Source organism: Rhodopirellula sp. P2, assembly GCF_028768465.1.
Classification (GTDB): Bacteria; Planctomycetota; Planctomycetia; order Pirellulales; family Pirellulaceae; genus Rhodopirellula.
Map to the genome: position 1 here is coordinate 5,337,045 of NZ_CP118225.1, position 14,805 is coordinate 5,351,849.

Here is a 14,805-nt window from a genome sequence, read left to right on the forward strand (position 1 = left end):
AACATGTTTGAAAAATTCCTTCATCGGCCCGCCCTCGCCATCGTCATCTCGCTGCTGATCCTGTTCATGGGCGGACTGGCGATCAACGTGCTGCCGATTTCGCAGTTCCCCTCGGTCGCGCCGCCGAGCGTCAGGGTCTCGGTGTCGTACCCCGGTGCGAGTGCCAAGATCCTGATCGACTCGACGATGGTGATTTTGGAACAAGCCATCAACGGTGTCCCCAACATGCGGTACATGCTCAGCGACGCGACCAGCGCCGGTGAGGGCACGATTCAGGTCATCTTCGAACCTGGCACCGATCCCGACGTCGCGGTGATGAACGTGAACAACCGCGTGCAGATGGTCAAGAACAACTTGCCTCCGATTGTGGAACGCGAGGGCATCATCGTGATGCAAAACATGAGCAGCATGCTGATGTACGTGAACGTGTTCAGCACCGACGAAAACGTCGACCAGAACTACCTTTACAACTATTCCACCGTCAACATCCTGAATGAAATCAAACGCATTCCCGGGGTCGGTTTCGCATCCATCTTGGGTAACCGTTCGTACGCGATGCGAGTCGAACTGGATCTCGATCGCATGCGTGCCTACCACATCGACGCGGAAGACGTGATGGAAGCACTGGCCGATCAGAGCATGATCGGCACGCCAGGCCGCCTTGGCCAAGCAACCGGCACGACATCCCAAACGCTGGAATACGTGCTGACTTGGGTCGGCCGCTACACGACCCCCGAGGAATACGAGCAGATCATCCTCCGAGCGAGTCCCGAGGGCGAAATCCTGCGACTGTCCGATGTCGCCACGATCTCACTGGGTTCCTCGTTTTATGACTTGTACTCCGACATTGATGGACTGCCCGCGGCGGCCATTGTTCTCAAGCAAACACCGGGATCCAACGCAGCGGACGTGATCGAACAGGTCAAAGCGAAGGTCGAAGAGATCAAGGCAAAACAATTCCCGCCTGGGATGGACTACGCCGTCACCTACGATGTCTCAAACTTCCTCGACGCCTCGATCGAAAAGGTGCTGCACACGCTGTTTGAAGCGTTCATTCTGGTGTCGTTGGTCGTGTATCTGTTCCTCGGCGATTTCCGCAGCACGTTGATTCCGACATTGGCGGTTCCCGTGTCCTTGATTGGCACGTTCTTCTTCATGCTGATGTTTGGCATGTCGATCAACCTGATCACGCTGTTTGCACTCGTGCTCGCCATTGGGGTCGTGGTCGATGATGCCATCGTGGTGGTTGAAGCGGTCCATGAAAAGATGCACGCAAAGCACCTCGGTCCGTATCAAGCGACCCGCGAAGTGGTGCAGGAAATCAGCGGGGCGATCATCGCGATCACCTTGGTCATGACCGCCGTTTTCATTCCAGTCACATTCATGACTGGTCCCGTCGGTGTGTTCTATCGTCAATTCGCTTTGACGATGGCGATGGCAATCGTGATCTCGGGCGTCGTCGCGTTGTCGTTGACGCCCGTGCTGTGTGCGATGATTCTGAAACCGCTGGATGACAACGTCCAACGCGGCATCCTCGGACTTTTGAATCGCGGGATACAGAAAGTCGCGGGCCGGTATGCGTTTGTTCTGCGGGCGTTGGTCAGCCTCTTGTTGGGCATCGCCGTCGGAACGGGAGTTCACTTCCTATTGCACGTTGAATTGGTTCACGAAGTCCTCTCAGAACAGATGGAGTTGACGGACACGCGGATCGACATCATCGCTGGCGTCGTTGCTTTGCTAGCTGCCTTTTCGTTCCGCGCCGCGTTCTCAGGTTTCGATGGGGGTGCGAAGAAGCGCAGCCCGATCGGTCTGTTTCTGCATGGATTTGATCGTAGCGTCGAATCCGTCACGGGTGGCTACGCTCGTGTGCTCCGTCACATCATCAGTCGCCGAGTGGTGACGATCGCCGTGATCGCGGTGTTCGGATATGGCATTTTAGTCGTCAACCAAGTCTTGCCAACGGGGTTTATTCCGCTGGAAGACCAAGGAATGATCTACGGCATTGTGCAGACACCACCTGGTTCGACACTTGAATACACCAACTCAAAGTGCCATGAACTGCAATCGATTTGCAAACAAATGGATGAAGTCACCTCGGTTTCCTCGATCGCCGGTTACGAGGTCCTGACCGAGGGCCGCGGTTCGAATGCGGGCACCTGCATCATCAACTTGAAACCGTGGGCAGACCGGGAACTGACATCGCGAGAGATCATTGAAGAATTGGAGGAACGCGGGACTCAGATCGCCAACGTCAAACTGGAATTCTTTGAACCGCCCGCTGTGCCTGGTTTTGGTGCCGCCGGTGGGTTCTCGGTCAACTTGCTCGACAAAACCAACAGCGGCGACTACGCCGCGTTGGGCCAAGTCACCGACGAGTTCATGTCAGCCCTGAGCAAGCGGCCTGAGCTGAAGGGTTTGTTCACGTTCTTCGCCGCCAACTACCCGCAGTATGAGGTCATCATCGACAACGATGTCGCGATGCAGAAGGGCGTGTCCATCAAAGACGCGATGGCGAATTTGTCCATCGTGATTGGCAGCACCTGGGAACAAGGCTTCGTGCGTTTCGGGCAGTTCTACAAGGTCTACGTCCAAGCCCAACCCAAATTCCGTCGCTACCCGGAAGACCTCGACAACATGTTCGTGAAAAACGAGGATGGCGAGATGGTGCCCTACTCCGCGTTCATGCGAATTGAGAAGAAGCAGGGCCTGAACGAAATCAGCCGCTACAACCTCTATCCAACCGCTCCCATCCAAGGCGCACCAGCATCCGGATACAGCAGTGGCGAAGCGATCGCGGCAATCAAACAAGTCGCCGAAGAAACCCTTCCCAACGGGTTCGACATTGACTGGCAAGGTTTGTCATACGACGAAGCCAAATCGGGCAACACAGCGGTCTACATTTTCCTGATTGTGGTGATCTTCGTTTACATGGTGTTGGTGGGCCAATACGAAAGCTTCCTCATTCCGTTAGCCGTGTTGACGTCGCTGCCCGTGGGCATTTTCGGTTCGTTTGCCTTCCTTCAATCCATGGGATTGGCCAATGACGTGTACTGTCAAATCGGATTGGTGATGTTGGTCGGTCTGCTCGGAAAGAACGCCATCCTGATCATCGAATTCGCGGTCCAGCGACGCCAGGAAGGCTTGAGCATCATGGAAGCGGGCATCGAAGGCGGCAAACTGCGTTTTCGCCCCATTCTGATGACTTCGTTCGCCTTCATCGCAGGTCTGATCCCACTGGTGCGAGCCACCGGGCCTGGAGCCATCGGAAACCGCACGATCGGAACGACCGCTGTCGGTGGCATGTTGCTGGGCACGCTGGTTGGCGTCTTGGTGATCCCAGGACTCTACTACCTGTTCGCAAAGATGGCCGACGGTCGAACTCTGATTCGTGACGAACACGACCAACCTCTCAGCGAAATCTTCGAACGGGAACACTGATCAATCCACCAAAACGCTGCATTGGGAATGTCTGCCACATGCCTCTCAACCGGACTCGCCGGCAAAGCCGCCGGAGTCCGAAGAACTGATCTGCAAATGTTGGCACAATTCGCTCAGATGGACTAAAGCGTCGATCGCTGTCGGGATCACCGACGACACTCCACCTACCGATCAAATTGACCGTGAGGCGTCATCGCTTTCCAGTGAAACGGCAACTCGTCAGTCAATGCGGATTCAAGAACATGTTTCGGCAGGATGCCGATCCCCGCCAGTTCATCAAGGACGAACATGAACCATCCAACGACGCACGCTTCACGCAACAACTCTTCCAAACGTGCCTCCATCGCTGCCTTGATCTGCGGCTCATTGCTGGCGTTTCCCGGATGCGGCATCCCTGGCCTACGAGGTTCTAAGGCAGGACCTTCCATGCCCCAGCATTACAACTGGAACAACGGCATGGGCTCCACCAGCCATCCAACCGTGGCGAACGATTCTGGTGTCCCCAGCGAAATCGCACCGCTGGTTGAGACGGCCTCCTTCGTCGAGACGGCTGAGCCTGACGAATCCCAAGAGGCTCGCAAGCTTTCGCCTACCAACACGCAATTGGCGTCCGCGACAACCGACGAAGAGCCGAAAACGTTCGCGAGCTACATCCAATCGACGAATCTCGCCCCCGACCCGTCTTCGCTTGTCCAGGAAGCGGTCGACGCAGCAGAACGGCAATCGAATCAGCCAGCCAAGATCGTACTGGCAAACGCTCCCACGCAAACCGTTTCTTCCTCGGTGATCGACGAGTCTGGCGACCACGCAATTTACGATGAAGCGGACTTGAACTTCGGGATCTCAACGCTCCAGAACTCAGCTCAATTGCCGCAAAGCGTGTTCTACACTGACCCGTATTTGCTGGACCTGATCACTCAAGCAATGGTCGGAAACCAAGAACTGAGAATCCTCTCCGAGGAAATTCAAATTGCCTGCAATGAAACCTATGCACGCAGCGGCGAGTATCGACCTTTCGTGACCGCCGGGGTCGGTGCTGGAGTCGAAAAGTCGGGCCGGCACACGCGAGACGGCGCTGTAGAAGAACAACTCGAGGTCGCCCCCGGACGAGGCTTTCCTGATCCGCTCCCGGACTTCTTGGTCGCCGCCAATGTGTCGTGGGAAATGGACATTTGGAAACGATTGCGGAATGCCCAAAACGCCGCAGCAATGCGTTACTTGGCAACCCAAGAGGGACGGAACTACATCATCACTCGCTTGGTCGCCGAAGTCGCCGACAACTATTACGAACTGCTGGCACTCGATAACCGAATGTTGACGCTCGAAAAAACCATCGAGATTCAACAGCGAAGCCTCGACATATCCAATGCGATGAAGGAAGCCGGGCGTGGCAATCAACTGGCCGTTCAGCGTTTCCAAGCCGAGGTACATAAGAACGCAAGTGAACGAGCCGTCATCGCCCAAGAGATCGTCGAAGCTGAGAACCGAATCAACTTCTTGGTCGGTCGTTATCCACAACACGTGGACCGAACCGAGGTGAACTTCATTGACCTGAACATGCAAACGCTGAGTTCAGGCGTCCCGTCGGAGCTGCTGCAAAACCGAGCCGACATTCGCGAGGCAGAACGCCAGGTCGTCGCCGCAGGGTTGGACATCAAGGTTGCTCGCGCTCGTTTCTATCCGTCTCTGACGCTGACCGGTGGACTCGGTTGGAACGCGTTCGCCACAGGGTACTTGTTCCGAACGCCAGAATCGCTCATCTACAGCGTCGCGGGAGACATCGTGGGTCCGCTGATTAACAAACGAGCGATCCAAGCCGACTACCGAACGGCGAATGCGGTTCAGTTGCAGAGCATCTACAACTACCAACAAACCGTTCTGGAAGCACACATCGAAGTGGTCAACCTCGTTTCCAAGGTCGACAATTACCGCAACAGCATCGAGATCAAGAAGCAACAACTTCAGTCGTTGGAAGAGTCCGTCGACAGTGCTGGCAAACTGTTCCAAAACGCTCGCGTGGAGTACGTCGAAGTGCTGCTCGCTCAACGGGAATTGATGGAAGCCAAGATGTTGCTGATCGATACCAAGCAAGAAGAACTCAGCGCGATCATCAACGCCTACCAAGCCCTTGGTGGTGGTGGTTTTTAGCCCGCACCGGAACCAATTTTCGTCGGCTCACACTCGACGGTGGTTGATCTCCAGCGGCCCCAAGCAACGCCAAGGTTGACAACCGAATCCGCCCCGATGAAGAATTGCTCATCAGCGTGTTGCTCGAAGGAACACTGGCAAAGTTGATTGGAACGGTTCGGAATGAACAACATGCCAGACGTTGCATCCGGCAGTCGTCGAGCGGGACCGTCTAGGCACCGATCAAATCAGACAGAGATTCAATCGCTTGCGTGGCTTCTTCACGCGTCGCGGCACCACCCAGGCACAATCGCAGAGCTTCCGGAGGCTCGATTCCGAAGCAAAACTCGTCCGACGCGACCGCACCAAGCGCATAACCTCGCATCCAGTCAATCACTCGGGCGCGAGGCTGTGATTTCGGAAGTTGGATCCAAGCGTGGAAGCCGTTCTCGGCCGCAACCAGTATTTCTTTCGGAAGACAATGCGACAGCACTTTGCGGCGGGCTCGGGTTTCCGATCGAACGGCTGCCAAGATTGCATCGGCCAGCCCGCTTTCGATCCAGCGAGTGACCAGCGCCGTCGTCAACGGAGATGCCATCACGGAAACTGCCCGCAAGCTGGCTGCGAAATCTCTTGGTTCCATTGCATGCGGCGTCAACAGATAAGCGATCCGCAGCCCCGGCCCCAAACATTTGGCGAGACTCGCGACATAAAACGTCAGCTCAGGGGCGAGCATCGCTATCGCGGGAGGAGCGTTGACCGGTAAGAATCCATAGGCATCGTCTTCCACAATCGCGATTCCGTGCCGGCGTGCCACTTCCACAATCTCCACTCTGCGATTCAGCGGAACCGTTTCGGTGGTTGGATTTCGGAGCGTTGGGTTCTGGTAGAGAACACGCACGTTCTTTCGAGACGCCGCTTCGTCCAGTGCCGCAGGATCGATCCCATGCTGATCGGTTGCAAGACCATGCAACGACGTCCCAATCGTCTGGGCGATCCCTCGCAGACCTGGATAGGTGATCGATTCGCAAGCAATCGAACCGCCGTGCGTCAACAGGGTAGAGAGAACCGCACTGATTGCCGTGTGAGCTCCCGCAGTAACGTGCAGCGAATGATGATCCAACAACACACCCCGCCGGGAAAGCCAAGCGGTGGCAGCGGCCTTGTCTTGCGACACTCCTCCGCTGGGTTGATAACGCAACAATTGAGGAAGCATCTCACCAACCGAAGTCATCGACGCCCGCATCTGCCCCAGCAACACCGCATCGGTGATATCGGGTGGTTGGTTCATGCTGCGATCAGCCAAATCGGCTCGGCGCGTGGCCAATGAATCAGGCAGCAGGGCCGCTCGAACAAAGGTCCCGGAGCCCACTCTTGCTTCAATCAAACCGATGCGTGCCGCTTCCGCGTAACCACGAGCCACCGTCGTCACATCCAAGTTCATCTGTTTCGCGAGGGCTCGCTGAGTAGGCAAATGATCCCCCGCCACGAGCTTGCCATCCGCGATGTCGTCGGCGATTGCGCGGGCAATCCCTTCGAACAACGGCACTTTGCAGCAGGTCAAATCGGGGGTCCAGTCACTACGGCGCATCGGGCATCGACTTGGTTTCGAAGGTTGACAAACTCAGACGGATTCGAGTCATCGTACCCCGCAACTTCGTCAGGCTACACCTCAGCGGACACACTGCGTCAGATCCAACTGAATTGAGTGGTTGTTTGAATGGATCATTGATTGGATTGGGGACAAACAGAACCTCGATTGCGCGTGAAATGGATCCCGTGTCTTGTTCGTCTTCGTCCCCTTTTCTAGCGTGAGCACATCGCTCACTCCTGGGGAAAGCACATGACGAAGAACGTCAATCACAACGAAAAGCCAAATGCCGTCGAAAAGATCAAAGCGGAAAGCCGATGGTTGGCTGGCCGTATCGCGGAGGATTTACAAAAGGACACCAACCAATTTGAGAAGGACAACCTGCAACTCTTGAAGTTCCATGGGACGTACCAACAAGACAATCGGGATTTACGGTCAGAACTGCGAAAGTTAGGCCAAGACAAAGCATTCTCGATGATGATCCGCTGCCGCATCCCAGGCGGGAGGATGACTGCCAAGCAGTTCCTTGCCCATCTTGACATCTGTGAACTTCTCGGCAACTCGACCATGAAGATCACAACACGCCAAACGATTCAATTGCATGGTGTCGTCAAGCAGGATCTGCGCGAAACGATTCGGCGCATCAACACGCTTGGGCTATCCACTCTGGCCGCCTGCGGCGATGTCAACCGGAATGTGATGTGTTGCCCGGCGAAACGCAACGATTCGATTCGTGAAGAACTTCAGCGATTGACCGATGAACTCGCCGAGTCTCTCGCGCCTCAAACGGGCGTGTACCGCGAATTGTGGGTGAAGGACGAACAGACTGGCGAAGAGATGATGGTCGGCGATGTTCGATCCGCTGACGAGGAGGTCGAACCCCTTTACGGCCCAACCTACTTGCCTCGCAAATTCAAGTGTGGCGTGGTGCTCCCCGAAGACAATTGCATCGACGTCTACACCCAAGACTTGGGTTTCATTGCCGTCGTGCGTGATGCGGAAATAGTGGGCTACAACGTGATTGTAGGCGGTGGAATGGGGACCACCCCCAGTCAAAAGAAGACGTTTCCCGCGATCGCGAAACGATTGGGGTTCTGCACACCTGAACAAGCGATCGAGGTGGCCAAGGCAGTTTTGATTGTGCAGCGAGACAATGGCAATCGCGCTGACCGAAAAGTCGCCCGCATGAAGTACCTGATTGCGAACTGGGGCATCACCAGATTTCGCAACGAAGTTGAAAACGTGCTCGGGTATCCACTGAAAGTTTGTACCGACGATGACGTGCATGGCGTCGACGATCACATGGGCTGGCAATCACAAAAGGATGGACGCTGGTCCTACGGTCTCTGCATCGAAAACGGCCGAGTCCGCGACACGGATGCTTCCAAAATTAAATCGGCACTGCGAGAACTCGCCGAGACCCTCGGAACCGAAATTCGGCTGGCCGGGAACCAAAGCTTGATCTTTTGTGACCTGGAAGAATCACACCGCGATCACGTCTCACAAATTCTGCGGAAACACAATCTTCACAGCAGCGAGTCAACCAGTTTGGTGAGACGTTTTTCCATGGCCTGTGTGGCGTTGCCGTCGTGTGGGTTGGCAATCACCGAAGCTGAGCGGCGGCTGCCCGGCCTGATCGACGAACTCGAGAGCGTGTTGGCCAAACTTGGACTCAATTCCGAACGGTTCACAATTCGGATGACCGGATGCCCGAACGGCTGTGCCCGCCCGTACGTCGCGGACGTCGCATTGGTTGGAAAGGCGGTCGATCGATACACGCTGTTCGTTGGCGGTACGCTGCTAGGGAATCGCATGGCGGAAATCTATCAAGACATGGTGTCGGCCGATGAGCTTGTTTCAGAATTGACTCGCGTGTTCACCATTTACAAACATCATCGCAACGTGGGCGAAGCAATGGGCGATTTCTGCCATCGCATCGGCATCGAAAACCTACGAGCACACTGCGCGGAACTGAAGGACGAGGAGGTGACAATCTAATGGAACAACTCCGAGGACTTTGGCGCGATACAAAATGGGTGTGGGCATTCTTCGTTGGCTTCATCGCGATCATGGCAATCAGCGTCTCCTGGTTCTTCTTGCTTACACTCGCAGGATTGCCCGTCAGCTTTTGTTACTTTGCTTTCATCCGCTACGACGAACACGGCAATGAAAAAGCGGACTTCTGAATCCGCGAGGGCAACGAGACCTACCAGCCTGTTGATTGAGTCAGCCGGAACGCGATAGCGTCCGGTTCGTCTCTGGTAACCGTGGGCGAACGCCCGTCGGCTGATCGTTGGATCTGCGAAACGTTCTCAATCAACAGTCTGCTACGGGCCGTGTCATCGGGGCAGAGGAATCCTGGACGACGGCGACCTGGCCCCTCTTTTCACTTCGTCGCCTCGGCTGGATCCAGAACCAATTGCAGATTGGTCACCCGTGCTTTTGCTACTAAGTCGGACGTGACGTTGAATTCATCAAGAAGGGTGATATCTGCAGCGTCCCGTTCAACATCGCTTGCGGTCGATGCCGTTGCTGCAAGGAAGGCGACACCGGTGTTTGTGAAAATGTGAACCCGATCGCCCCGGCGCAGCGTATGGCTACGTCGACATGGGCGGCTGGATCGGCGGCCAATCGCGGTACATGATGGTTCCCTATGCGGATTGGAACTTGCTCGCGTTCCCCGATCGTGACCAAGCGCTCGCGAAAATTCGCGACCTGACGATGCTGTCGGACATTTTCCCGACCGGTTACCACGGCGCGTACACCGCGGGGGTGACGACCGGCAGCACCGTCTATGTTGCCGGGGCGGGGCCCGTGGGTCTCGCCTGTGCGCACGCGGTTCAGTTGCTTGGAGCAGCGGTTGTGATCGTTGGAGACATGGTGGAAGAACGACTCGCACAGGCTCGCTCGTTTGGTTGCGAAACGGTTGACCTCAAAACCGATGCCTCGCTGCCTGACATGATCGAACAGATCCTCGGTTCCCGCGAAGTCGATTGTGCCGTCGACTGCGTTGGATTCGAAGCCCGCGGCCACGGTGGTGATTCAGGCGTCGAAAAACCAGCAACGGTGCTCAACCAAGTCATGGAAGTCACCCGGGTCGGAGGCGGCGTCGGGATCCCTGGTCTGTATGTGACGGACGATCCAGGCGGGGTCGACGAAGCAGCCCGAACCGGCAACCTATCTCTCCGGATCGGTTTGGGTTGGGCAAAATCCCTGCACTTCACCACCGGCCAATGCCCTGTGATGAAAGACAACCGAGGCTTGATGATGGCGATTTTGCATGACCGATGTCAGATCGCCAAAGCGGTTAACGCAACCGTGATCTCGCTGGAGGACGCCCCTCAAGGCTACGCCCACTTCGACCAAGGCGCCGCCAAGAAATTCGTCCTCGCCCCCACGGCGTGCTGGCAGCTTCCAGGTAGCAGGCACGCGATCCACCTCGGCGTGGCTCAAGACAGATGAAACGCTCGAAGAAATTCTCGTCGAGTGCGTTGGAACTTGCGGTGTTCTTTGTGGTTGATTCGTCTTCGATTCGCAGTGAACGCAGGCGTGATCAATCCCCAATTTCCATTCCGTGCCATCAAGATCAAATAGTCCACGGGGGTAGGAGACCAACAATTCGTGATCTCTTGGTTCTCACCCTTGCTTTCAAACGACTTAATTTGAAGACGGTGAAAATTGGGGCCGTCTGAAATCAACAGATCCGTCTTATGGCCATGGTCCAGCATCGGTGAGAAAACTTGCCATCCGTCATGCATCAACCAGCTCGCAACCAGACTCTCAAAAGCTACATTTTTAAGTGTTTGGTGCGTCGCGGCCAGCGTTTGAGTTTTTCGGACGGGCAAGGGTTGGGTGCACTTACCTGAGAGTGTCTTGATTCAGGCAGGAATGGTTCGACGAGAAACCAAACGCCGCTAATCGCCAAGGAATGAGATCACGACTCACAAAATTGCGGCCGCACGTAAACCCTAGCTCTCCCTCTCAAGAGAGAATCCAAGAATCCATCCGGAGCGTTCCTTGGCTCCCCCCACGCGAGAAGACTTGTTCCGATTGGAAGCCTTATTCGTTTTGTGCCGTCATTTCTCGGCTTGGTCCTTCAGAACTCGCCACTGGCGTCAAGGCAGCCAATCCGACGACTGGTCTGTGACGCAGCGTCAGCCAGACTCTCAAGCTGGCCAGTGTTCAACCTTCCGCATGCCCATGCGAGCAGACTCATCCGCCGAATCACTGAGGCGATCTAGTGCGTGCATAAAAACGGTGGTTGCCCTTGGACACACATCCACTCTGACTTTGTTGACAGTCCTTGGTAGGACTGTGTCGATCCATCCGGCCATTCAATCGTCACGTCCACTGTGCCGCGATAATCGCCCAAACCAATGTGAACCGTTCGTTCATTGCTGCACAAATATCCGTCGCCGGCAGTGACGGCTGAAACGGTGAAACGATTGCCGTAACGCGTTTTCACTTTTGCACCGATGGCGTCGGTGGCCGAGTGGGTGCCTCGCAATTCAAAACGAATCCAAGAATGTTCTGTTTGGGTTTGGTTCATCATCAACGCAACCGGTTCCGTCTGATGAGTCACAACAAAATCTTGCTTCCCATCTCGGTTCACATCGAGGACCCACAGGGCGCGTCCCACATGTTCTTTCGAAAAGTATTCGTCCCCCAAGTCATCCTGAACAAGATCAAATTCCCGCCACTCCGTTTGACGAAATAGTTGAAACGGTTGGGCGTACCAAATTTCCTCCTCATCGACAGGAAAGTCAGTGTGCCCGTTGGTGACGACAAGTTCGGCGCGCGAGTCATTGCCGAAATCGATGGCTTGGCATCCAAAGCCAACCATCGGCCAGGTTGGCGTGACAAGTCCGCTCGCTGGGGTCGCATCTTTCCAAAGACCATCCCGATATTGCGAATGCAGCGTGTTGTACTCTCGCTCAAAATTGGTCACCAAGAGATCCAATCGCTCGTCGCCGTCACAATCCCAACAGGCGATCCCCATGGAACCTTGCGCGTTGGAATTGGCATCGGTTGCCAATCCGGAGATCATAGCGGATTCACGCAAACGAAGATCGTCATCGCCGGTTGACTGGCTACTGTAGTAGTGATTGGGGGTCATATCATTGGCTACGAAAATGTCCAAACCTGCCTGCGAATCAATCGATCCGATGAGCAGCCCCAAACCTCTTCCCAAAATATCAGGCTGGGCGGACCAGCGTGAACTCACCTCGACAAACCGACCGTCTGGCAGTCCTTTCCAGAACTCATCCGCCCCGGCGGGAAAACGCGTCGGCGCACACGCCCGTGTGATCGTACCGCCCGCTGTCGTGCAGGCGTTGGTACTTGGATCAAACCCATCGCAATAGTTCACGACCACCATGTCGGCAAGACCGTCGCCATCCAAATCAGCGATCGCCCCACTGGTCGACCAATTCTGGTACGCGGACAAAAAACGATCAGAACTCTCCTGAAACGTTCCGTCTCCCTGATTGATCCAAAGCTGATTGACGCCATAGTTGAGCGACAAAACATCCGGGAAGCCATCCGAATTAGCATCACCAACGGCAATGCCCTGACCGAACGCTTGGTCGATCGTCCCTGCATGCTTGGTCATTGAAATGAACTGACCGTCGAGATTTCGGAACCAGCCATTGGATGAAGAATCATTCTGCCCAGGGTGCCCACCGGCGGCCGCCAAGACCAAATCGCTCCAACCATCCAAATCGAGATCCAACGCCCCACCGCCACAACCGAGCGTGTTTGACAACAGAATGCCCGGTTGATCCAACGCATCGGAGGTTCGACCAAAAAAGTCCAACCCGCGTTCGATCGCTTCGTTGCGAAGTTGAGGAGTCGTCCACTCAGTCGCAGTCCAGTCTCGGTCGGTCACAGCATTCTTTGAGGCGAACGAAAATTCGACGGCAGGCAACTCCCCCAGGTCCAGTTGCAACGCCGGTTGTCGTTCTCTGATCTGCCACGGTGTTTGCCGGTGGAGTTGCCCAAGAACCTGTTGGCGAGCCTGGGTCAGTTCCGAAGAGGCTGGCTGCAATTGACGGATCCCGAGAGCAGCCCAGGCTTCCGCTTCCCACAATCTTCCTAACGCCGCATGCGTTTCCGTGAGTTCAAGATAGGTTTCAACGTTCTTCCCGCTCGGCTTCACGATCTGCTGCTCGGCTTGGTGCAAACGTTCCAGGAGAGTGATACGTTCTTGGATGGAGTCGAGAAGGTCAGTTGACCACGGCGAATCGTGAGTGTTCTCGGGCTGCAAAACGGAGCTCTCGCGAATCGCCCTCGCCAACTTTTGCCACAGCTGCATCACCATCGCGTTGCGCTGAGTGCCCTCCCAAAAACATCTCGCCGCTGATTCGATGTGCCCCTTTTCAGACGCCCAATCTCCCATCACCGACCAGTATTCCCATCGATCGGTACACTCCGCGTCCAGACTGCTTTGCCAAGACTCCAAATGCTCCCATTTTGCTTGACCAATCAGCGTCCGTCCCAGCAAGATTTGGGCGGGAGCAAACCCGGGATCTTGCTTGAGAATCTTCTGCAGGACGTCTTCCGCTTCGGCAAACTGGCCTCGATCAAAAAGCCATTCGGCGTGAGCTAACCAAGGTCGATTGTCACCAGCGTGCCGATCGACCATCGCGACCATCGACTCGATTTCGAAGACTCGCGCCCGCGTGTTGCTGATCCCCAGCAACAAGTCCTGATCGATCTGCCGTTGCTGCACCAGGGCTTGGCCATGAGGCAACGCGGCGAACCGATCCCCCAATCCTGTCCATAGGTCAAACAGCAAGCGTCGTGATTCGTGTTGCGTCGGTACTTGCTGGACTGCGGTTGAGAGCAACTCAATCGCGTCCATCACCCGACCAATTGAAATCAACCCAACAACCGTGCGTTGCACCTGCGCCGCGGACGCAAACTCGCTCTTGCGAGTCGCATCCATCAACAAGTCGACAGCAATTTGCTTCTGGTCGACGGCAAACGCGATCGACGCAATTTCCTCGAGTGCTTGAGGGTCGTCCTGGTGCGTGATCAGCACCTCTTGAGCGTTCTCCCATGCTGCTTGCAAATCGCCAGACTTCATGGCTGTTCGCATTTCATCAACTGCCAGACGTTGCTCACCGCTCCGTCCAACATCATTCGGACGACGGCACCCGGTGCCAAACCAGACCATCAAGAGGACTGTTAGCCGCAACACAACGCATGAACGCGGCGTTCCAAAAGGAATGACCAACATAAACCTCGAATGAAACAGAAAAACGGGTTAGTAGCAAACCAGAAAACCACTGTGCTTGCAGACGTCCTATTGGTGGTCTCCGGCGTGAAACCGTAGGTGGTTGGGCATCAGCTTGCAACAAGCTCGACCATCACGCTCACGATATCTCAGAGCAAGAGGATGTGAGGCGGATTGCGACCACAGGATTTACCGTTGACCAGGCCGAGCGACCTGCATTGCTCCAGCCCGAACAGACCCTGCCCCCCCCCACAAAAGCCCCCCCCGCGTGTCATCCGGTCGCAATGAAGTCGCCCCACGTTCGATCAGGGATCATTCTTTAGCCGCCTCAACGGAGCAAAAAGCAACCCTTGACATTGAGCGTATGTCGGTTCAAAATATACTCCCCTCGGAACAGTGTCCCGCCCACCCC

Annotated in this window: 7 protein-coding genes and 1 pseudogene; 5 read left to right on the top strand and 3 right to left on the bottom strand. The window is 55.6% G+C overall.

Going from position 1 to position 14,805, the window contains the following annotated elements; translation table 11 throughout:
- Positions 1-3 precede the first annotated feature (3 nt).
- Complete coding sequence (locus PSR62_RS18840) at positions 4-3,438, top strand: efflux RND transporter permease subunit (protein ID WP_274404554.1); 3,435 nt, start codon at positions 4-6, stop codon at positions 3,436-3,438.
- Positions 3,439-3,602: 164 nt separating this feature from the next.
- On the opposite strand, the gene PSR62_RS18845 is transcribed toward PSR62_RS18840, so the two are convergent.
- Positions 3,603-3,830, bottom strand: a complete 228-nt coding sequence (locus PSR62_RS18845; protein WP_274404555.1) for a hypothetical protein — start codon at positions 3,828-3,830, stop codon at positions 3,603-3,605.
- A gap of 34 nt (positions 3,831-3,864) precedes the next feature.
- Between PSR62_RS18845 and PSR62_RS18850 the strand changes: the two genes are divergently transcribed.
- Positions 3,865-5,586 carry a TolC family protein gene (locus PSR62_RS18850; protein ID WP_274404556.1) on the top strand — a complete coding sequence of 574 codons (1,722 nt, stop codon included), beginning with the start codon at positions 3,865-3,867 and terminating at the stop codon, positions 5,584-5,586.
- Between the two features lie 211 nt (positions 5,587-5,797).
- Here the strand turns inward: PSR62_RS18850 and PSR62_RS18855 are convergent, their stop codons facing one another.
- Complete coding sequence (locus tag PSR62_RS18855) at positions 5,798-7,156, bottom strand: aminotransferase-like domain-containing protein (RefSeq protein WP_274404557.1); 1,359 nt, start codon at positions 7,154-7,156, stop codon at positions 5,798-5,800.
- Between the two features lie 252 nt (positions 7,157-7,408).
- Between PSR62_RS18855 and PSR62_RS18860 the strand changes: the two genes are divergently transcribed.
- From PSR62_RS18860 to PSR62_RS18870, 3 genes and pseudogenes are all read left to right on the top strand, one after another.
- Positions 7,409-9,154, top strand: coding sequence for an NADPH-dependent assimilatory sulfite reductase hemoprotein subunit (locus PSR62_RS18860; protein WP_274404558.1), 1,746 nt, complete (start codon positions 7,409-7,411; stop codon positions 9,152-9,154).
- A complete protein-coding gene (locus PSR62_RS18865) occupies positions 9,154-9,342 on the top strand; it encodes a hypothetical protein (RefSeq protein WP_274404559.1) in 189 nt (62 codons plus the stop codon). Before PSR62_RS18860 ends, PSR62_RS18865 begins: the two co-directional genes overlap by 1 nt.
- Positions 9,343-9,611: 269 nt before the next feature.
- Positions 9,612-10,578: pseudogene (locus tag PSR62_RS18870) on the top strand (zinc-binding dehydrogenase); the annotation flags it as partial.
- An 815-nt stretch (positions 10,579-11,393) separates the two neighbouring features.
- Here the strand turns inward: PSR62_RS18870 and PSR62_RS18875 are convergent.
- A complete protein-coding gene (locus tag PSR62_RS18875; protein ID WP_274404560.1) occupies positions 11,394-14,243 on the bottom strand; it encodes an FG-GAP-like repeat-containing protein in 2,850 nt (949 codons plus the stop codon).
- Between the last annotated feature and the right edge of the window lie 562 nt (positions 14,244-14,805).